Raw genomic sequence first — 21,113 nt, forward strand, 5'->3', positions numbered from 1 at the left:
GCCAGAGAGATGGGAACCGCCAGGGAGGCTATAACCGCGACGGCCAGAGAGACGGGAACCGCCAGGGCGGGTTTAACCGCGACGGTCAGAGAGACGGAAACCGCCAGGGAGGCTATAACCGTGACGGCGGCCGTCAGGGAGGCTATGGCCGCGATGGCCAGAGAGACGGAAACCGTCAGGGAGGCCGCGACGGCCGCGGCGGACTGAACATCCCCAAGCCGTCCTTCGATACCCCCATGGCCCAGAAGCAGCAGAACACCAAGGCCAGCAAGAATGCTTATAAGAAAGAGCATGATGCCAGAAAGGACCGGGACGAGGAGTTAAGAGGCAAGAACGCCAAGGGCGGAAAGGGCGTTAAGGCTCCCGTGATGCAGCAGCCCAAGAAGGCTGAGGCCAAGGTGGAGGAGATCAAGACCATCGTGATCCCGGAGACCATCACCATTAAGGAGCTGGCTGAAAAGATGAAATTACAGCCCTCCGCCATCGTGAAAAAACTGTTCTTACAGGGGACCATCGTGACCATCAACCAGGAGATCGACTTTGAGAAGGCTGAGGAGATCGCCATGGAGTACGACGTTCTCTGTGAGAAGGAAAAGAAGATCAACGTGATCGAGGAGCTCTTAAGAGAGGAAGAGGAGGACGAGAAGGACATGGTTTCCAGACCGCCGGTCATCTGCGTCATGGGTCACGTTGACCATGGTAAGACCTCTCTTCTGGACGCCATCCGCCAGAGCAATGTGACTTCCAGGGAGGCAGGCGGCATCACCCAGCACATCGGTGCATATGTGGTAGAGGCCAACGGCCAGAGGATCACCTTCTTAGATACCCCGGGCCATGAGGCATTCACCGCCATGCGTATGAGGGGAGCCCAGGCTACGGACATCGCAATTCTTGTGGTGGCAGCCGACGACGGCGTAATGCCCCAGACCGTGGAGGCCATCAACCATGCCAAGGCCGCAGGGGTGGAGATCATCGTTGCAGTCAACAAGATCGATAAGCCCAGCGCCAATGTGGAGCGTGTAAAACAGGAGCTTTCCGAATATGAGCTGATCCCCGAGGACTGGGGCGGCAGCACCGTATTCGTTCCCGTATCCGCCCATACAAAGGAGGGCATCCCGGAGCTTCTGGAGATGATCCTCTTAACGGCAGAGGTGAAGGAATTAAAGGCCAACCCCAACCGGAAGGCCAGAGGTCTTGTGATCGAGGCACAGTTAGACAAGGGCAGAGGTCCCGTGGCTACTGTCCTTGTACAGAAGGGAACCTTAAAGGTGGGCGATTCCATCGCCGCAGGCTCCTGCTACGGAAGAGTCCGCGCCATGATGGACGATAAGGGCAACCGTGTGAAGGAAGCCGGCCCGTCCACTCCGGTGGAGATCCTGGGTCTCAACGACGTTCCCAACGCCGGCGAGGTATTTGTGGCTCTCCAGAACGAGAAGGAGGCCAGAAGCTTTGCTGAGACCTTCATCACAGAAGGAAAGAACAAGTTAATTGAAGATACAAAGGCAAAATTATCCCTGGACGATCTGTTCTCCCAGATCAAGGCAGGAAATGTGAAAGAGCTGCCCATCATCGTAAAGGCAGACGTACAGGGATCCGTGGAAGCAGTAAAACAGAGTCTTGTGAAGCTCTCCAACGAAGAAGTGGTGGTAAAGGTGATCCACGGCGGCGTCGGCACCATCAACGAATCCGACGTGACCCTGGCTTCCGCTTCCAACGCCATCATCATCGGCTTCAATGTGCGTCCTGACGCCACCGCCAAGTCCATTGCGGACCGGGAGAAGGTGGATATGCGTCTGTACCGCGTGATCTACCAGGCCATCGAGGATGTGGAGGCTGCCATGAAGGGCATGCTGGATCCCATCTACGAAGAGCAGGTGACCGGCCATGCCGTTGTGCGCCAGACCTTCAAGGCCTCCGGCGTGGGCACCATTGCCGGTTCCTATGTCCTGGACGGAAAGATCACCCGCGGCTCCAAGGCCCGCATCACCCGCGAGGGCGAGCAGATCTTCGAGGGACCGTTAGCTTCCTTAAAGCGTTTCAAGGACGATGTGAAGGAGGTCAACGCAGGCTACGAGTGCGGCCTTGTATTTGAAGGCTTCAACGACCTGAAGGAAGACGATATGATCGAGATCTATATCATGGTAGAGGTTCCGAGATAGTAAAGAAGGAGTATCATGAGAAAGAACAGCATTAAAAATACACGAATCAACGGGGAGGTCCAGAAGGCTCTGAGCGATATCATCCGCTCAGAGCTCAAGGATCCCAGGATCCATCCAATGACCAGCGTGGTCTTAGTCCAGGTGACGCCGGATCTGAAATACTGCAAGGCGTATATCAGCGTTCTTGCAGACGAGGAGCAGGCTAAGGACACCATCCGCGGCTTAAAGAGCGCCGAGGGCTTTATCCGGACCCAGTTGGCAAAGGCGGTGAACCTTAGGAATACGCCGGAGATCTCCTTTATCCTGGACCAGTCCATCGAATACGGAGTCCGCATGTCGAAGCTCATCGACGATGTGACAAAGGATCTGACGGACCGGGATGAGGAAAACGGCGAGGAGACAGAGGACGGCAGGTAAGGTCCTGCCCCAGGAAAGGAGTCTGCCCAGTGGAAATTCTGACAGATGTGCTGAAAGATAAAAAAACAGTGGCCATTTTAGGCCATGTGAATCCGGACGGGGACTGTATCGGTTCCTGTCTGGCCATGTATAATTACCTGACGGAAAACTACGGGGAGCTTAGGGTATCCGTATATCTGGAGCCCATGGGCGCAAAATTCGGATATTTAAAGGGCTACGGCCAGGTGAAACACGGATTTGAGCCGGAACGGACCTTCGATCTCTGCATTACCCTGGATGCCAGCGACGAAAAGCGCCTGGGAGAATTTGCTCCCTATCTGAAAACGGCGGCGGACAGCCTGTGCATCGACCATCACATCACCAACCAGGGCCTGGCCCGGGTCAATGTGATCGCCGGAAGCGCCAGCTCCACCTGCGAGGTCCTTTACGGCCTCCTGGACCAGGATAAGATCGGGAAGGCCGTGGCAGAGTGCCTGTACACCGGCATCGTCCATGATACGGGCGTGTTCAAATATTCCAACACCTCCCGGAGGACCATGGAGATCGCCGGATATCTGATGGACCAGGGGATCGATTTCCCGAAGATCATTGACGGAAGCTTTTACCAGAAGAGCTACGGTCAGACCAGGGTCCACGGCCAGGCCATGCTGGACAGCGTCCTTTTTGAGGACGGCCGCTGCATCTACACGGTGGTGACCCAGGAGGAGCTTAAGAAAAACGGCTGTACGGTGAAGTCCACCGACGGTATCGTGGATCTTCTCCGGTCTGTGACCGGAGTGGAGTGCGCCATCCTCCTTTATGAGACAGGGAATCCGTCGGAGTATAAGGTGAGCCTCCGGACTAATACGGAGCTGGATCTGAGCCGGATCGCCCTGGCCTTTGGCGGCGGCGGCCACAAAAAGGCCGCGGGCTGTACCATGACCGGTACAGTGGAGGAGATCATCCGCCAGGTGGACGGACAGATCCAGATCCAGTGGGGCGAAGAAAAAGAACAGACTGGGGTTTAAAATGTACGACGGCATCATAAACGTATATAAGGAAAAGGGCTTCACGTCCTTTGATGTGGTGGCTAAAATGCGGGGGATCCTGGGCCAGAAAAAGGTGGGCCATACGGGGACCCTGGACCCGGAGGCCGAAGGCGTCCTGCCGGTATGCGTGGGAAAGGGCACCAGGCTCTGCGACATGCTGACAGACCGGGACAAGACGTATGAGGCCACCCTGCTCCTGGGTATGGAGACCGATACCCAGGATACCACAGGGACGGTTCTTTCAGAAACGGACGCTTCCGGACTGACGGAGGAGGCCGTGCGGGAGGCCGTCTTATGCTTTGTGGGGGATTATGACCAGATCCCTCCCATGTATTCGGCTTTGAAGGTCAACGGAAGGAAGCTCTGCGATCTGGCCCGCCAGGGCGTGGAGGTGGAGCGGAAGCCCAGACCGGTGAAGATCTACGACATCACCATCCGTTCCATCCGGCTGCCGGAGGTGGTCATGACCGTTTCCTGCTCCAAGGGAACGTATATCCGGACCCTCTGTCATGACATTGGAGAAAAGCTGGCTGTGGGCGGGTGCATGAAAAAGCTCCTGCGCACCAGGGCCGCCGGATTCCGGATGGAGGACAGCCGGACCCTGGATGAGCTCCAGGCCCTGAAGGATACGGGCCGGCTGGAGGAGGCGGTGCTGCCGGTGGAAACTGTGTTTTCCGGTTATAAAGAGATACGGTCCGGGGATGCGTCCATGGACCGTCTTTTGAGAAACGGAAATCCCTTCCGCTTCCAGATGGACGGGGAAGACAGTCTTGAAGATCCCTTCCGGGTCTACGACAGCACGGGGCTGTTCATTGGTATTTACAGATTTTCTGAGGAAAAACGCATGTTTTATCCGGTAAAAATCTTTTTGTCATAAGGAGACGGCATGCAGTATATTGCAGAAACAAAAGAATTTCAGATCACAGAACCGACGGTGGTCAGCATCGGAAAGTTCGACGGCCTCCATGTGGGCCACCAGAAGCTGGTGAGGGAAATGGTCCGCTGGAAGGAAAAGGGCTTAAAGGTGGCGATGTTCACGTTTTCCACGCCGCCCCTGAGTCTGGTGGGCGGCCGGAAGCAGACCGTCCTCATGACCAACCGGGAGCGGATGGAGCTCCTGCGCTCGGCCGGGGTGGATTATCTGGTGGAATATCCCTTTGACCAGGAGGTATGCCACATGGCCCCGGAGCAGTTTGTAAAGGAGATCCTGGCGGGAAAGATGAACGCCAGGATCATCATCACCGGGCCGGACTGTCATTTTGGCTACAAGGCCGCAGGAGACAGGGCTCTTTTGGAAAAACTGGCGCCGGAATATGGCTACCAGTTTTTTGTGGTAGAAAAGGAACGGGATACAGACGGAGCCATCATCAGCAGCACCTATGTGCGGAAGATGCTGGAGGAGGGCGATGTGAAAAAGGCGGACCGGCTCCTGGGCTATGATTATTTCATCACAGGGACCGTGACCCACGGAAGATCCATCGGCCATAAAAAGCTCTACCCCACAGCCAACCTGCTTCCGCCGCCGGAAAAGCATCTGCCCAGATTCGGCGTCTATGTGACCCGGGTGACGGCAGACGGGAAGACCTACGGCGGCCTTACGAACATTGGGAAAAAGCCCACGATCCAGGGAGAGAATCCTGTGGGAGTGGAGACGTATCTCTATGATTTTGATGGAGATCTTTACGGAAAGGAGATCCGGGTGGAGCTTCTGGATTTTATACGGCCGGAGATGCGGTTTGATTCCATCGGCCAGCTAAAGGCCCAGCTGGATCATGATATAGGAAAATGCCGGGAGATCTTCCGGGATTCCTGGACTGTCCAGGAGAAAGGAAAGGCGGATGGGTAAAAAACAGATCGGAACGTATTGCGTGATCGGGCTCATTGCTGCGGCGGTGTGCCTGTTTTTGAAGAATGCGGACAGGATCGCATCTGTGTTCTCCCTGGCATTTTCGGCGGCAGCTCCCCTGCTGGTGGGCTGCGTCATCGCCTACGTGCTCAATATCCTGTTAAAAAGGATCGAGCGGTTCTGGTTCCCGGGCACAAAGCGGAGGTTCCTCATAAAGCTCAGACGGCCGGTCTGCATCCTGTTATCATTCCTGGCCCTGGTGCTTATCATGGCCGGAGTGGTGTATCTGGTGGTTCCAGAGCTGGTTTCCAGTATCCGGCTGGTGACAGATGAGATCCCGCCGGTGATCGAGGAGATCCGGCTGTGGGCCATCGCCCATCTGGAGGAAATGCCGGAGATCCAGACGTACCTGGAAAATGCAGATATCGACTGGAAGAACATGATGGAGAAGGCTGTGAACATCCTGCTTACAGGAGCCGGAGGGATCTTCAATTCCGTTGTGCTGGTATTTTCCAAGGTCATCGGAACGGCAGCCCGGTTTATGATCGGTTCCATTTTTGCCGTTTACCTGTTAAGCTCCAAGGAAAAGCTGGCATCCCAGGGCGACCGGATCATGCGGGCCTATCTGCCGGACCGGGTGCGGAATACAGTCTGCTACGCCCTTAAGACGCTTCATGAGGTGTTCACCAGCTTCATCGTCGGCCAGTGCATGGAGGCAGTGATCATCGGAACCCTCTGTGCCCTGGGAATGACTCTGCTCCGGTTCCCCTATGCGGTGATGACCGGCGCTGTGGTGGGCGTTACAGCCTTGATCCCGGTGGTGGGCGCATATATCGGCGCGGCTGTGGGTGCATTTATGGTATTTACGGTGAATCCCATCCAGGCGGTGGGCTTTATCATCTTCCTGGTACTGCTCCAGCAGCTCGAAGGAAACCTGATCTACCCAAGAGTGGTGGGCTCGTCCATCGGCCTTCCGGGCATGTGGGTCCTGGCGGCTGTGACCATTGGCGGCGGCGTGCTGGGCGTAGGAGGAATGCTCCTGGGAGTACCTCTGGCGGCAGCGGCGTACCGCTTCCTGGGCGACGGTGTCCAGAAACGGCTGAGATCCTAGGGAACCGGGAAGTTTAGGAAGGAAATTATGGAAGAAAAGAAGGAAAGAGAAGGAGAGGCGGAAAGCCTTTCCCCGGAAACGCCCCAGACCGGAAGGCTCCGGGGAAGGAGCCGGAAACGGACGGACGCTCCGGAAGGGAAGAAAAAGGCCGGCCGGATCGCTCTGGCAGCCGTCATTGGGACCGCCGTCCTGGCGGCGGCCGGGGCCGGATATTACTTCCTGGAAACGGGAAAGTATAAAACGGCGTTTTTCCCCAACACGACCATCAATGGCATAGACGCCTCCGGAAAGACCGTGGAGGAGGTCAAAAGCCTGATCGAGTCCGGGCTTTCCGGCTATACTCTGACGGTCCAGGCCCGGGACGGGGCCAGCGGGACCATTGGAACCGAGGAGATCGGCCTTCATTCAGAATTTGACGGCAGTCTGGAAAAGCTTCTGGAGGAGCAGGAGCCGGGCCAGTGGATCCGGTATCTGAAGGAGGGGCCGGCTCATGAGATCCGTACCATGATCGCCTTTGACGGCGAAAAGCTGAAGGAAGCGGTCCGGGAATTTCCGTTTATGGATCCGGATCAGATGAGGGAACCGGAAAATGCCCGGATCTCCGAGTATGACAGCGGGACCAGGAGCTACTCGGTGGTTCCGGCAGTCCAGGGAACGGAGCTGGTGGAGGAACAGGTGGAGAAGGCAGTGGCCGCGGCCATCGTAAGTCTCTCAGATCAGGTGGACCTGGATGCAGAGGGCTGTTATACAAAACCGGCGGTGGATGAGACAGACGAGGGGCTCAACGCGGCCGCAGCAGAGATGAACCGGTATGTGGGCGCGGTGGTGACCCATACCTTTGGGGATGCCAGGGAAGTGCTGGACGGAGATACCATCAGCCAGTGGATCACAGTGGACGGAGGAAACGTCACGCTGGATGAAAGCCAGGCGGCCGCTTACGTAAAGGAACTGGCGGGAAAGTATGACACAGCCTATAAAACAAAGACCCTGAAAACGTCCTACGGAAAGGATGTGACCATCTCCAGAGGCCATTACGGCTGGAAGATCAGCCAGGCGGCGGAGACGGCGGCGGTGCTCTCCATCATAAAAAACGGAGAGCAGCAGACCAGGGAGCCGGAATACAGCCAGAAGGCTGCCAGCCGCGGGGCCAATGATTACGGCAGTACATATGTGGAGATCAATCTGACTGCCCAGCATCTGTATTTTTATAAAAACGGAGAGCTCCTGGTGGAAACAGACTTTGTATCCGGCAACGAATCCAGAGGCTGGGCCACACCGGGCGGCGCGTATCCGCTGACCTATAAGCAGAGGAACGCCACGCTGCGGGGAGAGGGCTATGCCACGCCTGTATCCTACTGGATGCCCTTCAACGGCGGGATCGGCCTTCATGACGCCAGCTGGAGAGGAAGCTTCGGCGGGACGATCTATAAGACCGGCGGCTCCCACGGCTGCATCAACCTTCCGCCTAAGGCGGCCAAGACGATCTTTGAAAACATCTCCCAGGGAGATCCGGTGCTCTGCTACCACCTGGCCGGTACAGAGTCCAAAAAAACGGCTCCGGCGGAAAAACCGGCAGCAACCACTGCGGCCTCCACAGCCGCCTCCACGGCTGCGCCGGAGACCACGGCCGCACCGGCACCGGAGCAGACCCAGCCGCCGGCAGAGCAGCCGGTGGGTCCCAGCGTGGAGCTTCCGGAGGGAAATACGGATGGTCCGGGAGGCGGAGCGTCTCCGGAGGAATCCAGTCCCCAGGAAACTCCGGCGTCTCCAGTGGAAACGGCCCCGGCTGTGCCAGGCCCTGTGGGTCCGTCTGTGACGGCCGGAGGGGACGAGGAGAGCTTTGGTCCCGGATTTGCGGATCCGGCGCCAGAGCCGATGCCGGGACCTGGAGGCCCTGGAGCTTAAGAGAAAAACTCCCGCAGAAGCCAGCGGATGTCCAAAGCTGGCTTTCTGCGGGAGTTTTTTATTTGATAGGAATTTGATAGGAAATTCCTAAGAACCGGGACTCTGTTCCTTACCGGGTCTGTACCACGCCGTCAATCACCCAGGCCCCGTCGGTGTTTAAAAGATTTCCATCCACAACGGTGCCGGAGAGCATTTTTCCTCTGGTTCCGTCGGAGGCAGGGTTGAAATAATAGCATTTTCTGAGGCCCGAGCCATCCGGGATCCAGTGCCATCCGGTCAGCATTTTTCCTCTGGTGCCGTCCGAGGCGCTGTTGAGGTAGTAGTAGCTTCCATCCGGATCCTGGAACCATCCGGTCCTCATGCTCCCGTTTTCGTCAAAGCAGAACCAGTCAAAGGAGGACTGGCCCCGGGCGGGATCGGCGTAGGGATTGTAGATGGCGGCCCAGCAGTTTTTATAGAATCTTCCGGAATCATCCAGGAAGGTCCAGCTTCCCTCTGCGTTGAGCCCCCAGGTGCCGTGGACCACATAGGAGGGAAGACCGGAGACTTCGGAGCCGCCAGAGGTCTCGGTATGGTCAGAGATTCCGGAGCCATTGGAGCTTCCGGAACCGCCGGAGGTTTCAGAACCGCCGGAGCCTCCTTCCTCCTCTTCGCCGTCAGTGTCCTCATCACCGGAATCCTCGGTGCTGTCGTACTCGTCGGATGACAGGGAGAAGAAATGGACCGTATACTGGAGCCCGTCGTAGCCGCTGTCGTTCCGGAGACCTGTGATCTTTACGGTCACATTATCACCGGCGGAAAAACGTACATTGGGGGTGAAGATCAGAGCCGGTCCATAGCCGTAGTTGCTGGTCTCCACGTTCATATAGGTCCCGGCCCGGTTGGTATCTTTGCCGGAGATTGTATACTGCTTTCCGGTCTTTTCGCTGGTCATGGTGATCTTGATCCTGGATTGGTCGCTGGAGCGCAGCGGATATTGGGAGGGATCGAAGCTGATGCTCCAGGGGCCGGTGAAATACTCCACAGGCATGTTCAAGGCCGGCCACAGCACCATTTCCGGCACATCCTCGTATCCGTTGTCCGTGCCGTCAAAGCTGTACATGGCCGTATAGGAGCCCGCATGGCCGAAGCCGGTGGCCTGCATACGCGGATCCAGGCACCATCTTCTGTGGCCGATCCTGTCAATATTGGAGGTATCCCCGTCGTCGATCCAGCCATCGGTGATGGCGGTGGAGAGATTGCGGTAGCCCTGGCCCAGGTTGGAGGATGAGGTGCCCTCATAGGCCAGCTGGTAAAATTCCTGGGAAACGCCGGCGGGTTTTTTTGGCTTATGCTCCATTCCGGTCTTTGTCATAAGGGCAGCGCCTGCCATAGCCATATTTTCATAATAGTCGCTGGTTTCCACGTCAGCGGAGATCCCCGCGATATAGCGGATGAAATTCAGGGTATTCAGGGCATTTTCCACGGATTCTCCGCTGAGCTTCCCAGCCGTTTCGCTTTCCAGATCCGGTTCCTCATCAAATGTATCCGGCTGGGTCCTGGAGAAGGGGCGGCTGTGGAAAAAGTCCCGGATTTCTTCGGGAGAGTGGTATTCCACAGGGGAGTCGTCTTCGCTGATGTGATAGATCTCCTGGGAAGCCTGGGCCGGAAAGGCCGGAACCGCCAGGCAGGCCGTCATGGCAAGACAGCCGGAAAGCATGAGCGACGGAATGATCTTTCTGTTCATCTTTTTCTCCTTTGTAATTAATTTTTCCATTAATAATGGATCGTTTACTAAAAGTTTAAACAATAAGGAGGGATCTGTCAAGATTCCCGGGCTGATTCCTGCCGGAAACCAGGAGGAACCGGGAGTTCCAGAGCGGCTGTCCCTCAGACGGGGAACAGGACCCCATCCTGGGTGCGGACCGACGCCTGGATCCGGTCTCCGGGGGCCAGGTCCACGGGCCCGGAGAAGGCCTTTTTCCACAGGGCCCCATCATCAGACCGGAGGGATACAAGGACAGAGCCGCCCCGGAAGGAGACCTGCTCCACAGTGAGAAAATATCCTCCCGTCCGGTCAGGCTCCAGGCTTCCGGGCCGGAGCATCAGCCGGCAGGGGCCATCGGGAACAGACGGACCAGGCACTGGAGAATCAAAAGAGGAGGGGATGGCCTGGGAGATGAATTCCTGGGAGAGGAAGGGAACCGGACAATCAAGCCCACCGCCGGTGAACCTTCCCCCGGAAATGGTTCCGTTTATATACACGCAGTCCCCGAAATAATCGGCTGCCAGTCTGCTTTCCGGCCGGAGGTATACCTCCTTTGGCGTCCCGGTCTGGACCAGACGGCCGGAAAACATCAGGGCGATCCGGTCGGACATGGACAGGGCCTCCTCCCGGTCATGGGTCACCAGGATCACAGTCATATGGAATTCCCGCTGTAACTGAAGGACAAGATTCCGCATATCCTCTCTGAGATTTTCGTCCAGGGCAGAAAAGGGCTCGTCCAGGAGCAGGAGCCGGGGCCTGGCCGCCAGGGCCCTGGCAAGGGCGGCCCGCTGCTGCTGTCCGCCGGAAAGCTCCGCGGGCCTCCGGTCCCGGAACCCGCCCATCTGGACTTTTTCCAGCAGATCCCTGGCCTGTTCCAGCCGCCCGGACCGGGAAACTCCCTGCATTTTTAAAGGAAAGGCCACATTTTCCTCCACGGTCATGTGGGGGAACAGGCGCATATCCTGGAAGACGATGACAGTGCCGCGTTTGTGGATGGGAAGGCTGGTGATATCCTCACCGTCCAAAAGGATGCGCCCTCCCTGGGCCGGAAGGATCCCGGCCACGGCCTTCATCAGCGTGGTCTTTCCGCAGCCCGAGGGACCCAGGAGGGATAAAAACTCCCCCTGGTTCACGGACAGGGAAAGGTCCTTTATTACAAAATCCTTATCATATCCAGCCGAAAGGCCTTCGATCTTCAGCTTCACGGTTTTCTTTCTCCTTTCTGGATCCGGTGGATGATCCCCTCAAAAATAAAAAAGACCAGGAGCGCCGAGCCCACAAAGGCTGTGGAGTACACCGAGGACAGGGAGCGGTCGCCGCTCTGGATGTAGGGGACCAGCACCAGGGCAATGGTCTTTACCCGGCCCCCGCCCACCATCAGAGTCGTAAAATACTGGCTGTAAGACAGGATAAAGCCCATGCTCATGGATGACAGGATCCCGGGAAGAAGGGAGGGGAAGGTGGTCAGGAAAAAGGCCTTTACAGGTCCGGCTCCCAGTACCATGGCCTGTTCCTCAAGTCCTGTCCCCACATCCCTGGTCACATCGGTCATGATGGTGATACAGTAGGGGACAGCGGCCACCAGATGGACCAGCACCACCCCGGCCACCGTATCAGAAAGCCCCAGGCGGATCAGGGTGATCTGGATCCCCATGGCAAACACGGTCCCGGGCACCAAAAGCGGCAGAAGGGAGCCGAACCGGACCAGGGAACGGCCGGGAAAGCCGTAGTTTTCTGTGGCCCGGGCAGTCATGACGCCCACTGCCGTGCCGAGAACGGCCACGGTGAGGGCCAGGAGGATGCTGCTGGACAGAAGCCTGGAAAGGCTGGCAGAGCCGGTCAGGAGCTCCTTTATAGTGCGGAGCGAGTAGGTCTCCGGCAGAAGTCCCGGCCAGGGCCAGCGGCCGGCCACGCTCCACAGCAGCATCAGTACCATGGGGAGGAAGATGCTAAACAGGGCGGCGGAAAGGACCAGCCGCATGAGACGATGTTTTTTCATTGGATCCCTCCGATCTTTCTGTTGACCCGGTCCATGACAACGCTGTAAAGGATGGTCATGACAATGGACAGCAGGAGCATGACGCCGTTCATGGCCATGGCCAGGGGACGGTCCAGGAGATCCGGCCGGGTATAGGCCAGATACGTTTCCACCGACAGCGCCCTGGGCAGGGTGGAGCCCAGGAGCAGGGGCAGCTCATAGCCTCCGAAGGCGAAGATAAAAATAATGAGAAAGGCCCGGGAGATCACCGGAACGCTTAAGGGAAGAGTGATCTGGAAAAAGCTCTTCACCGGAGACGCCCCCAGATTTTCCGCCGCCTCCCCCAGAGAACTGCGGATGCCGCCCATGAAGGCCAGTACGAAGTACGCCACAAAGGGGGCCTCCTTCCAGATATAGGCCAGGATGGTCCCCCCATAGGACGGCGTAAACAAAAGCTGCGGAAAAGCCGCCGGTTCTTCAAGAAGGCCCAGGGCGAAGGCCAGGCGGGCCAGGAGTCCGGTCTGGGAAAAGATCTGGATCATGAACACCGCCGCCACTGCATGGGGCACCAGCACGGGGATACGGACGGCAAAAACGTGGCCGCCGCGCTGTTTCCAGCACTGGATGAGGGCCATGGACAGCAGGACCCCCAGGACCGTGGAGATCACCGCCGACCAGACGGAGATCTTAAGGCTCACCAGCACAGAGCTTAAAAATCCCGGGTCCTTTAACACCCGGGCGTAGTATCCAAACGTCGGCTCTCTGAGACCAAAGGCCGGAATATAACCCAGGCTCTGGGTCAGTACGTTCCAGATGGACGCCAGCACCAGAGCCATGAGCAGAAAAAAAGGAATTAACAGAAAAAAAGGTTTTTTCATTTATTTACCTACAACTTCATTGAGCCAGATCTCCTCGATCACAGGAACAAGGCTGGCAGGCATTTCCGGCAGACGGTGGGACAGAAGCTCCGCCTGGGTAAGGATCCCCTGGCCCAGCTCCACTGCGTCAAAGGCGGCCTTTTCTTCGGCTGAAAGCTTATCCTGATCCACCACAGGCAGCTCCTTTAGCTGGGCATACTGGGTGAGCTGGATCTCTCCGCTTAAGATGGCGTTGATGACCACCATAGCCCCGGCTTTATTGGGGGAGTTGAAGGCAATGCCCATGTAGTTGGTGTTTCCGATGGTGCCGTTATCAAAGACAAAGGTCTGGGTGGTATCTGTGTAGATCCCCTCCTCAATTCCAGAGGCCACGGAGAAGGGGCCGTAGCTCATATCCAGTACCAGCTCTCTGTCGGCAAACATGGCGTCCACTGTGGTGGAGGAGTCGGGGAAGGTCTTTCCCTGGTTCCACAGATAGGGGTTCAGCTCCCTTAAATAGGAGAGGGCCGGTTCAATGGCGATTTTTACTGTATCGTAATCGGCCTCCATATCCTGGAACTGCTCCCAGCCGCAGGTCTCGTAGATCAGACAGCGGACAAAGGCGCTGCCGGTGAAGTCTGGAAGAGCCGGATAGGTGACCTTTCCCGGATATTTTTTACAGAATTCCATGAATTCAGCGGCGTTTTCTGGAAGCTCCGGGGTCACGGCCGTATCGGCGTACAGGACCATCTGGGCTTTGGCGTAGGGGGCCTCATAGCCCTCGATGGGCATGCAGAAGTCGTTTAAGGTCTCTGGATCCTCCAGATCGACGTAGGCCTCCATATTGGGGAGCTTATGGGTAAAGGGGCCGTATAACAGGCCGTTATCCTTGGCGGAGTAAAAATTCTCGCCGTTGATCCAGATCATGTCGATGCTGCCCTTTTCTGATCCAGCCTGTTTTTCTCCGGAAAGTTTGGTGAGGATATCGTTGATATCCATGCCTACCACCTCCAGGGTGATGCCATAGTTTTCTTTTACATGATCGGCCACCGTAGTGTTTAACCAGTTATTCCTGTTTTCGTCGCCGCCCCAGCCGTAGAAGGTGACGGTTGTATCCCTGGCGGCCTCGGTGATCTGGTCCCAGGAAGCGGCCTCCAGATCGGAGTCCTCCAGGGCTTTTTTTCCGCAGCCGGTCAGAAGGACTGCCGCTCCGGCGGCTGCCAGGCCTAAGGTCAGGAGCTTTTGTAGCTTTTTCATAGGAAGTATTTCTCTTTCTGCCTTGGGGGAGGAAGGACTTTTTTGTTTTTTCGGATTTTCCCCCGGAACCATTCTAAAGGCTGGGGCTTGGAATGTCAACGACTGCCGGCGGCCTATGGAGAATAACTATCTGAAACGGAGCTTGTATCGATGGAATGAATACGGGCGGTCTGGACAGGAGCAGAAACGCCGTGGTATAGTTAAGGAAAAACCAAAGAAGGAGCCATAGATGAAGCAGATTATTTTTGATTGTGACAGCACTGCGGGGATCCCTGGTTATCCCATGGATGACGCCCTGGCGCTGTTTTATTTACTGGGACGGCCCCAGGAGGCAGAGGTCCTGGCCGTGACCTGTACCTTTGGAAATGGGACGACAGAGCAGGTATACAGGGCTTCCAGGGACCTGCTTTCGGAGGCTGGCTGGGAACGCCTTCCGGTGATCTGCGGGGCCTCCCAGGGAGAGGAGCCTGTGAGCGATGCGGCACGGTTTATTGTGGAGGAGACCAGAAAAAAGCCGGGAGAGCTTTCTTTTGTGGGCATTGGCTCTCTGACGAATCTGTATGGGGCCAGCCTCCTGGACCCGGGGATCTTTGACCGGTTAAAGGAGATCGTTCTCATGGGCGGCTATACAGCGCCTCTATTGTACCATGGAAGCCATCTGGACGAGCTGAATTTTTCTGTGAATCCAGAGGCGGCGGCCTGGGTCTTGAACCATGGAAAAAATATTTCCATCCTTACAGGGAACAATACCCTGGAGCCCTCGTATCTTCCAAAAGAGGAATTTTATACGGCCATGGGCCAGAACGAAGCTGGCCGGTATCTGGCAGAGAAGCTGGGATACCGGTTTGATGTGAAGGCAGAGCGGAATGGAGAGGCCTCCTCCTACTGCTGGGATGTGGTGGCGTCGGTGTATCTTCTGCACCCGGAGCTGTTTGAGGATTCGCCTTCCTTCTGCTATGTGACGGAAAAGGGGATGCAGAGCGGCTGGCTGGGAGTCACGGAGGAGGCGCCGGATACATGTCTTTTAAACCTGCCCAGAGTAAAAGACCTGGAGGCTTACCGGAAGGAGATGTATGGAGGCTGGCTGGATCTTAAGCTGGGGAAGCGGCCATGAGACGGGCAGTCATCTGCTTTACCAGGGTCCCCAGACCCGGAGTTACAAAAACCAGGCTCCTTCCGGTGCTTTCGCCAAAGCAGTGCGCAGCGCTCCACACGGCCTTTTTAAAGGATCTGGCCAGGGTGTACCGGGAACTGGACGCGGCACTTTTTGTGGCCTATGCGCCGGATCCGGACTGGGCGCTTTTGAAGGACATCTTTCCTATGGCTTCTGCGCTTTTTCCCCAGACCGGAGAGAGCCTGGGAGAACGGATGGATGCGGCCATGCGCCGTGTGCTGTCCCTGGGCTTTGAACGGGTGATCCTCACGGGAACAGACCTTCCTATGATGGGACGGAAGCACCTGGAAAGCGGTTTTTATGCCCTGGATCTTTCTGATGTGGTCCTGGGGCCCACGCCCGACGGAGGCTATTATCTGGTGGGGGCAAAGGCTCCCTGTACCGCTGTTTTTGAGGATCAGCAGTATGGCGGAGGAAATGTGTATGAAAATACGGTAAGGGCAGCGGAGGAAGCCGGGCTCTCCCTGGGCCAGGCTCTGCACTGCGGCGACGTGGACACGCCGGAGGATCTTAGAAGGCTGATCCTCCAGGCGGACCCAGACAGCCATACGGGCCGGTTTCTGGCTGCATTAAAAAAGGAGGGGCATCTGTTATGATCCATAAGGAACCGTTGGCTTCTTATTTAAAAAGACGCGTGTTTTTAGGCGCATTGGGGCTTTCGGATGGGGAACCGGTTGTGTTTTCCCTCCTGGGCCAGGGAGAATATAATGTGAATTACAGCTTTATCCATCCGCGGACAGGGAAAAAGCTGGTGCTCCGGATCAATACGGGCAGCCAGATGCACCTGGAGGACCAGATCGGCTATGAGTTTACGGCCCTCCAGTACCTGGTCCCCAGCGGGCGGACGCCAAAGCCCCTGTTCTGTGACCGGGAACAGGGGCTCCTGGTGATGGAGTGGCTTCCGGGAAGGACGCTTGACTATAAGACGGACATGGATGAGGCGGCCGGGATCCTGGCTGATATCCACAGCGTTCCGGTGCCGGAGGGCTGCCGTCTGATCCAGCCGTCCTGCCCGGCCCAGGCCATTTATGAGGAATGCCTGGATATGGTGCAGCATTATTATGACTGGGAAAAAAGAGATCCAGAAGTGGAAGCGCTCCTGCGGCAGCTGGTAAAGGAGACGGGAAACCTTCCTCTGACGGAAAAGGCAGGGGAGGGAGTTCCCTTATGTATGGTGAATACGGAGCTGAATTCAGGGAATTTTCTCATCGATCCCCAGGGCGTCAGCTCTCTGGTGGACTGGGAAAAGCCCCTGGTTTCGGAGCCTGCCCAGGATCTGGGCCATTTCCTGGCCCCTACCACCACCTTCTGGAAGACGGATGTGATCCTGAGTCCCGATGAGGTGCGCCGGTTCGTGGAGACGTACAGGACCCTTGTGGGGGACCGCATGGACTGCCGCCTGCTTCCGGAGCGGGTCTCCCTGTTTTTGCGGGTCACCTGTCTGCGGGGAGTGACCTGGTGCGCCATGGCCTTCCGGGAATATTCGGAGCCTGGAAGAGCCCTTGTAAACCAGGATACCTTCCGGAAGCTGAAGGCCTATATGGAGCCAGAGTTTCTGGCCTATATCCTGGATAGATATGTGAGAAAGGACTTTCTGGCATGAAGATATCCATGATCCTTCCTATTTACAATGAAAGCTCCACCATCGACGGGATGATGGACCAGTTAAGGGCGCTTCCCGGGGACTGGGAGATCCTGTTTGCAGACGGAGGCAGCAGAGACGGCACGGTCCAGAGGATCGGGACAGAGTTTCCTGTATTAAAAAGCCCCAAAGGCCGGGCTGCCCAGATGAATGATGGGGCTGCCCGGGCTTCGGGGGAGATCTTATGGTTTGTCCACTGCGACAGCCGGCTGCCGGAGGATGCCCATAGCCAGATCCAGGCGGCGGCGGAAGCGGGAGCCGCCTGGGGATGCTTTCATATCGGCTTTGATTATAACGGGCCGTTCATGGGCTGCAATACGTTTTTTTCCAACCGGCGGGCCAGACGGGGCATTGCCTTTGGGGACCAGGGCATATGGATCCGCAGGGAGCTGTTCCTGTCCCTGGGAGGTTTTCCAGAGCTTCCTATTATGGAGGACTATGAGTTTTCATTACGGATGAAGGAGAGAGGCATCCCCATCCGGCTCCTTCCAGGCCGTATCATCACCTCCGGCCGCCGGTACCGGAAGGGGTTTCCTCTTTTTACCATGTGGAACATGTACCGGCTGCGTCAGATGTACCGGGCCGGAGTGGATATCAGCGAGATCGCAGAACGATACCGGGACATAAGGTAACGAAGATCCTGTTTTTCCAACCCTGTTTCCTGCTTTTCCCAAAGAGCAGTTCCAGCAGATGGAGGGTCTCCCGGCCCTGGCCTTTAAAGGAGCCAAGGCAGCCCTGGCAGCTGCTCAGTATGATCCGGTCCGCCGGAAATTCTTCCAGCCGCCGCGCCCGCATCCGGGCGCTTTTTTCCGGCTCCAGGGTGTGCAGCATATGGAAATTCCCGCAGCACAGGGTCCGGGGGCCGGTGTGCTCCGGCTCCATGACCGGGATACCGGAAAGACGTAAAAGGGCCCGGACCGCCTGCTGACCGGCCGGATCGTTCCGGGTGGGACAGGGATCGTGCCAGATAAAGCCGGGAGCTGTTTCTCCGGCTTCCGGGCATGCCTTCCCTGGTCCGCAGAGGTCCTTCCGGGTCATGGTCCCGGCCAGGACGGACCAGATGGGGATCACCTGGATCCCGCAGATCCCATGAAGCTGGCGGGTACAGTTGGGACAGGCGGTGTAGATCCTTTTTACCCCGCTTTTTTTCAGCCGGTGTTCCAGCTTTTTCCTGTATGCCGGATATTTTTCCGGAAACAGGAAAAAAGAGGGCTGGCCGCAGCAGCCGGCTGCCAGCCGGATCTCTGGCTCCGTCCGGGCAAGGATCTCCAGCGTTTTTTTCAGTATGGATGGATCCAGGTTCAAAAGGGCACAGCCGGGCCAGAAAACGGCCGGCGTTTCTGGAACCGACATCATGGGCGAAAAGAAGGAGATGGCCTGATGAAGGGCCATCCCCGGAATACCAGAGCTATTCATGGGCGTTTCCTGCTTTCTTTGCCTGGCGGTCGTTATAGAGCTGCTTAAAGATGGTTCCCAGGATCCCCAGGGAGAAGATGCATAAAAGGCCGGTCACCAGGTATTTGACGCCGCCGGTGAGCATGCCGCCCACATAGGAATAGACCACAGTGGCAGGAAGCTGTCCGATGCCGGTGGCCACAAAAAAGGCGATGAAGCGGATGGGGGTCAGGCCTGCAAAATAGCTGACTGCATCGAAGGAGACAAAGGGCAGGAGACGGCATACCAGGACGGTCCTGGAGCCGTATTTTTCAAAATAGGTTTCCACACTGGCCAGGGCGCCTTTTCCGGCGAAGCGTTCCACCATGTCGCGGCCCAGTCCCCTGGAGATGAAGAAGCAGAGGGCGGCTCCGGCCATGGCGCTGGACCAGGACAGGATGGCGCCCTGCCACCAGCCGAAGATGGCGGCGTTGGACAGGGTGATGAGGAAGGCCGGCAGCGGCGCAGCCACCGACGAGAACACCATGAGGAAGAAGGAAAATACCATGGCGTAGGCGCCGAAGGACCGGATGTATTCCACCACCGCGTCCACGTTGGCAGAGCCCAGGACCGCCGCTGCCCGATTGATGGGACGGCTTACAGCCGGAAGGGTCAGATAGGCGATCAAAAACAGCGCCAGGGCCAGAAGGATCAGAAGCCGGGGCATGCCGGAGCGTTTTTTTGAGGTGTTATTTTGTTTCATTTTTTTCTCCATTCATGTTTATTTTTATTTTTGCTTCATTCGGAAATAAAAGCTTTCCCAGGGCGGCCGTCACAAAAAGCAGCAGGGCCATGAGCCCCAGGGAGGTCCAGAATCCTGGTGAGGAGAGATCCAGCATGTGGTCTCCGATGTTGATAAAAGCAAAGGTACCGGGAATAATGCCGATGGCTGAGGCCAGGATATACGTTTTGTAATCCATGGCAGAAAGGCCATAGGCATAATTGATGAGGTTATAGGGGAATGCCGGGATCAGCCGCAGAAGGACCAGGAACAAAAAGCCCCTCCGTCCCTCCAGAAAGGAAAATATGCGGTCTGCCCGTTCCCCCAGCCGGCTGCGCAGCATCCGCTCCACCTGTTTTTTTCCCAGCCGCCTTGCCAGGAAGAACATAAGGGTGCAGTTTAAGACAGCTCCCAGGAAGGTGTATGCTGCTCCGGCCCAGAAGCCGAATAACAGGCCGCCCGCCAGGGCCAGCACCGCCACGGGAAAGAAAAAAGCCGGGAGAACGGTGAAGGCAGCCACATAGGCCAGAGGGGCCCAGGGGCCGAAGCCGCGGATAAACGTGTCCAGCTCATCTGCGGAAATCCCGGAAAAAAGCAGCCAGTACGCCAGTACCGCTGCCACAGTGATCGATACGAGAATCCATTTCTTTTTCATGGAATCCAGTATAGCGGCAGCAAAAATGTTTGTCAATCCGGCAGGAGAAAGATGGTATAGGTTTTTTATAATGGAAGAAGCGGTTGTATTCAAATAATCTTTAGGAGACAGGCAGACATTGATTTTCCTTTTTTTTTATGGTACGATAGCGGCGTTCTTAAATATAGGGAACAAAATGCATAAAATTTTATTTTTTGGAGGATACGTATTATGAGAAAAATGACTTCCCTGCTCCTGGCAGCCGGAATGACCATGGCCCTGTTAAGCGGCTGCGGCGGCGGTACAGAAGCAAAAGAAACCACAGCAGCCCAGACAACGGCAGCAGAGACCAAGGCGGAGGAGACCACCGCAGCAGAGTCCAAAGAAGCTGAGACAAAGGCAGCAGAGGTAAAGGCTCCGGAAAAGGATGTGGAGATGCAGTATATGTCCGTGGAGGACGCCCACAACAATTTAGGAAAGGACGGTTATACCTTCCTGGATGTCCGCAAGGCAGAGGATCATAAGACCTCCTGCGTTCCCGGCTCCGTAGGCGTGGACATGGACGCAGCCAAGGGCGGTGACTTCCAGGCCGGTGTGACAGCTATGCAGCCCATCGTGGACGAGCACGACGACAACCTGGTGATCATCTGCTATTCTGGAAAATCCTATGCCCAGGCTACCACCAACGTGCTGTCTGCACTGGGATATGATATGAGCAAGGTATACACCCTGGAGGGCGGCTACAAGGCATGGACCAAAGCTTATGCTGACGAGGTAGAGGTTGCCCAGGAGATCAAGGCTCCGGAAAAAGACGTGGAGATGCAGTACATGACCGTTGAAGAGGCCGCTGAGAAGGCAGGCGCTGACGGCTACACCTTCTTTGATGTCCGCAAGGCTGCCGACTACGCTGAGGGTCACATTCCGGGAGCTGTTTCCGCCGATATGGATGCTGCTAAAGAGGGCGACTTCAACGCCGGCGTTTCCACCATGCAGGTGGCGACCCGCGATATGGACGATACCCTGGTACTGGTATGCTACTCCGGTAAGAGATACGCCCAGGCTACCACCAACGTGCTGTCCGCACTGGGCTACGACATGAGCAAGGTATACACCCTGGAGGGCGGCTTTACAAAATGGAGCGAGACCTATCCGGACCAGATCGAGAAATAAACAGGCAGAAACCGTATTGACAAATACCCGGAA

At 56.8% G+C, this 21,113-nt stretch carries 20 protein-coding genes; 12 read left to right on the forward strand and 8 right to left on the reverse strand.

All coding sequences use genetic code 11. The annotated features are described in order from the left end of the window. The first annotated feature begins 368 nt into the window (after window positions 1-368). The 7 genes from infB to WIH05_RS07410 are packed head-to-tail and all read left to right on the forward strand — an operon-like array spanning window position 369 to window position 8,466. Window positions 369-2,159 (forward strand): translation initiation factor IF-2, encoded by a 1,791-nt coding sequence (gene infB / locus WIH05_RS07380; RefSeq protein WP_337425199.1) that lies wholly within the window; start codon window positions 369-371, stop codon window positions 2,157-2,159. A gap of 15 nt (window positions 2,160-2,174) precedes the next feature. Continuing rightward, window positions 2,175-2,576 carry a 30S ribosome-binding factor RbfA gene (gene rbfA, locus WIH05_RS07385; RefSeq protein ID WP_158359681.1) on the forward strand — a complete coding sequence of 134 codons (402 nt, stop codon included), beginning with the start codon at window positions 2,175-2,177 and terminating at the stop codon, window positions 2,574-2,576. 29 nt (window positions 2,577-2,605) lie between these two features. After that, window positions 2,606-3,583, forward strand: coding sequence for a DHH family phosphoesterase (locus WIH05_RS07390; RefSeq protein WP_337425191.1), 978 nt, complete (start codon window positions 2,606-2,608; stop codon window positions 3,581-3,583). Between the two features lies 1 nt (window position 3,584). After that, window positions 3,585-4,481 (forward strand): tRNA pseudouridine(55) synthase TruB, encoded by an 897-nt coding sequence (gene truB / locus WIH05_RS07395; protein ID WP_022272406.1) that lies wholly within the window; start codon window positions 3,585-3,587, stop codon window positions 4,479-4,481. A 9-nt stretch (window positions 4,482-4,490) separates the two neighbouring features. Further along, window positions 4,491-5,450 carry a bifunctional riboflavin kinase/FAD synthetase gene (locus WIH05_RS07400; RefSeq protein ID WP_022272405.1) on the forward strand — a complete coding sequence of 320 codons (960 nt, stop codon included), beginning with the start codon at window positions 4,491-4,493 and terminating at the stop codon, window positions 5,448-5,450. Beyond that, window positions 5,443-6,561, forward strand: coding sequence for an AI-2E family transporter (locus tag WIH05_RS07405; protein WP_022272404.1), 1,119 nt, complete (start codon window positions 5,443-5,445; stop codon window positions 6,559-6,561). The genes WIH05_RS07400 and WIH05_RS07405 overlap by 8 nt, the downstream gene beginning before the upstream one ends. A gap of 27 nt (window positions 6,562-6,588) precedes the next feature. Beyond that, a complete protein-coding gene (locus WIH05_RS07410) occupies window positions 6,589-8,466 on the forward strand; it encodes a L,D-transpeptidase family protein (RefSeq protein WP_337425192.1) in 1,878 nt (625 codons plus the stop codon). A 109-nt stretch (window positions 8,467-8,575) separates the two neighbouring features. Here WIH05_RS07410 and WIH05_RS07415 read toward each other — a convergent pair whose 3' ends face one another. From WIH05_RS07415 to WIH05_RS07435, 5 genes are all read right to left on the reverse strand, one after another. Next, entirely contained in the window at window positions 8,576-10,192 is a 1,617-nt protein-coding gene (locus WIH05_RS07415; RefSeq protein WP_022272852.1) for a CAP domain-containing protein, read from the reverse strand. A 143-nt stretch (window positions 10,193-10,335) separates the two neighbouring features. Then, window positions 10,336-11,418: an ABC transporter ATP-binding protein gene (locus WIH05_RS07420; RefSeq protein ID WP_215654178.1), complete on the reverse strand. Its 1,083-nt coding sequence runs from the start codon at window positions 11,416-11,418 to the stop codon at window positions 10,336-10,338. Next, window positions 11,415-12,212, reverse strand: a complete 798-nt coding sequence (locus tag WIH05_RS07425; protein ID WP_022272525.1) for an ABC transporter permease subunit — start codon at window positions 12,210-12,212, stop codon at window positions 11,415-11,417. The genes WIH05_RS07420 and WIH05_RS07425 overlap by 4 nt, the downstream gene beginning before the upstream one ends. Further along, the gene (locus WIH05_RS07430) at window positions 12,209-13,069 is read right to left on the reverse strand and encodes an ABC transporter permease subunit (protein WP_337425193.1); all 861 of its coding nucleotides are present in this window, start codon (window positions 13,067-13,069) and stop codon (window positions 12,209-12,211) included. Before WIH05_RS07430 ends, WIH05_RS07425 begins: the two co-directional genes overlap by 4 nt. After that, window positions 13,070-14,305 carry an ABC transporter substrate-binding protein gene (locus WIH05_RS07435; protein ID WP_022272527.1) on the reverse strand — a complete coding sequence of 412 codons (1,236 nt, stop codon included), beginning with the start codon at window positions 14,303-14,305 and terminating at the stop codon, window positions 13,070-13,072. A 229-nt stretch (window positions 14,306-14,534) separates the two neighbouring features. On the opposite strand from WIH05_RS07435, the gene WIH05_RS07440 reads away from it, so the two are divergent. Genes WIH05_RS07440 through WIH05_RS07455 form a run of 4 tightly spaced genes read left to right on the forward strand, consistent with a single transcriptional unit; the run spans window position 14,535 to window position 17,753 of the window. Further along, window positions 14,535-15,419 (forward strand): nucleoside hydrolase, encoded by an 885-nt coding sequence (locus tag WIH05_RS07440; RefSeq protein WP_022272528.1) that lies wholly within the window; start codon window positions 14,535-14,537, stop codon window positions 15,417-15,419. Next, a complete protein-coding gene (locus WIH05_RS07445) occupies window positions 15,416-16,075 on the forward strand; it encodes a TIGR04282 family arsenosugar biosynthesis glycosyltransferase (RefSeq protein WP_022272529.1) in 660 nt (219 codons plus the stop codon). Before WIH05_RS07440 ends, WIH05_RS07445 begins: the two co-directional genes overlap by 4 nt. Continuing rightward, window positions 16,072-17,082, forward strand: a complete 1,011-nt coding sequence (locus tag WIH05_RS07450) for a phosphotransferase (protein ID WP_022272530.1) — start codon at window positions 16,072-16,074, stop codon at window positions 17,080-17,082. Before WIH05_RS07445 ends, WIH05_RS07450 begins: the two co-directional genes overlap by 4 nt. Continuing rightward, window positions 17,079-17,753, forward strand: a complete 675-nt coding sequence (locus WIH05_RS07455) for a TIGR04283 family arsenosugar biosynthesis glycosyltransferase (protein WP_215654189.1) — start codon at window positions 17,079-17,081, stop codon at window positions 17,751-17,753. Before WIH05_RS07450 ends, WIH05_RS07455 begins: the two co-directional genes overlap by 4 nt. On the opposite strand, the gene WIH05_RS07460 is transcribed toward WIH05_RS07455, so the two are convergent. From WIH05_RS07460 to WIH05_RS07470, 3 genes are read right to left on the reverse strand one after another with little or no spacing between them, the layout of a single operon-like run. Then, window positions 17,716-18,537 carry a (Fe-S)-binding protein gene (locus WIH05_RS07460; protein ID WP_215654190.1) on the reverse strand — a complete coding sequence of 274 codons (822 nt, stop codon included), beginning with the start codon at window positions 18,535-18,537 and terminating at the stop codon, window positions 17,716-17,718. The genes WIH05_RS07455 and WIH05_RS07460 overlap by 38 nt on opposite strands. Next, window positions 18,530-19,258 carry a TVP38/TMEM64 family protein gene (locus WIH05_RS07465; protein WP_337425194.1) on the reverse strand — a complete coding sequence of 243 codons (729 nt, stop codon included), beginning with the start codon at window positions 19,256-19,258 and terminating at the stop codon, window positions 18,530-18,532. The genes WIH05_RS07460 and WIH05_RS07465 overlap by 8 nt, the downstream gene beginning before the upstream one ends. After that, window positions 19,245-19,931, reverse strand: coding sequence for a TVP38/TMEM64 family protein (locus WIH05_RS07470; protein ID WP_022272532.1), 687 nt, complete (start codon window positions 19,929-19,931; stop codon window positions 19,245-19,247). The genes WIH05_RS07465 and WIH05_RS07470 overlap by 14 nt, the downstream gene beginning before the upstream one ends. A gap of 210 nt (window positions 19,932-20,141) precedes the next feature. Here WIH05_RS07470 and WIH05_RS07475 point away from each other — a divergent pair, with 210 nt between their 5' ends. Next, window positions 20,142-21,080, forward strand: a complete 939-nt coding sequence (locus WIH05_RS07475) for a rhodanese-like domain-containing protein (RefSeq protein ID WP_337425195.1) — start codon at window positions 20,142-20,144, stop codon at window positions 21,078-21,080. Window positions 21,081-21,113 lie beyond the last annotated feature (33 nt).

The sequence above is a fragment of the Alitiscatomonas sp. genome (genome assembly GCF_037242085.1).
GTDB lineage: Bacteria > Bacillota > Clostridia > Lachnospirales > Lachnospiraceae > Alitiscatomonas > Alitiscatomonas aceti.

Bases quoted from the DNA above. Each gene is read 5' to 3' on its own strand.
- infB (WP_337425199.1), top strand. From the start codon at position 369: ATGCAGCAGCCCAAGAAGGCTGAGGCCAAGGTGGAGGAGATCAAGACC.
- rbfA (WP_158359681.1), top strand. From the start codon at position 2,175: ATGAGAAAGAACAGCATTAAAAATACACGAATCAACGGGGAGGTCCAG.
- truB (WP_022272406.1), top strand. From the start codon at position 3,585: ATGTACGACGGCATCATAAACGTATATAAGGAAAAGGGCTTCACGTCC.
- WIH05_RS07400 (WP_022272405.1), top strand. From the start codon at position 4,491: ATGCAGTATATTGCAGAAACAAAAGAATTTCAGATCACAGAACCGACG.
- WIH05_RS07405 (WP_022272404.1), top strand. From the start codon at position 5,443: ATGGGTAAAAAACAGATCGGAACGTATTGCGTGATCGGGCTCATTGCT.
- WIH05_RS07410 (WP_337425192.1), top strand. From the start codon at position 6,589: ATGGAAGAAAAGAAGGAAAGAGAAGGAGAGGCGGAAAGCCTTTCCCCG.
- WIH05_RS07415 (WP_022272852.1), bottom strand. From the start codon at position 10,192: ATGAACAGAAAGATCATTCCGTCGCTCATGCTTTCCGGCTGTCTTGCC.
- WIH05_RS07425 (WP_022272525.1), bottom strand. From the start codon at position 12,212: ATGAAAAAACATCGTCTCATGCGGCTGGTCCTTTCCGCCGCCCTGTTT.
- WIH05_RS07430 (WP_337425193.1), bottom strand. From the start codon at position 13,069: ATGAAAAAACCTTTTTTTCTGTTAATTCCTTTTTTTCTGCTCATGGCT.
- WIH05_RS07435 (WP_022272527.1), bottom strand. From the start codon at position 14,305: ATGAAAAAGCTACAAAAGCTCCTGACCTTAGGCCTGGCAGCCGCCGGA.
- WIH05_RS07440 (WP_022272528.1), top strand. From the start codon at position 14,535: ATGAAGCAGATTATTTTTGATTGTGACAGCACTGCGGGGATCCCTGGT.
- WIH05_RS07445 (WP_022272529.1), top strand. From the start codon at position 15,416: ATGAGACGGGCAGTCATCTGCTTTACCAGGGTCCCCAGACCCGGAGTT.
- WIH05_RS07450 (WP_022272530.1), top strand. From the start codon at position 16,072: ATGATCCATAAGGAACCGTTGGCTTCTTATTTAAAAAGACGCGTGTTT.
- WIH05_RS07455 (WP_215654189.1), top strand. From the start codon at position 17,079: ATGAAGATATCCATGATCCTTCCTATTTACAATGAAAGCTCCACCATC.
- WIH05_RS07460 (WP_215654190.1), bottom strand. From the start codon at position 18,537: ATGAATAGCTCTGGTATTCCGGGGATGGCCCTTCATCAGGCCATCTCC.
- WIH05_RS07465 (WP_337425194.1), bottom strand. From the start codon at position 19,258: ATGAAACAAAATAACACCTCAAAAAAACGCTCCGGCATGCCCCGGCTT.
- WIH05_RS07470 (WP_022272532.1), bottom strand. From the start codon at position 19,931: ATGAAAAAGAAATGGATTCTCGTATCGATCACTGTGGCAGCGGTACTG.
- WIH05_RS07475 (WP_337425195.1), top strand. From the start codon at position 20,142: ATGAGAAAAATGACTTCCCTGCTCCTGGCAGCCGGAATGACCATGGCC.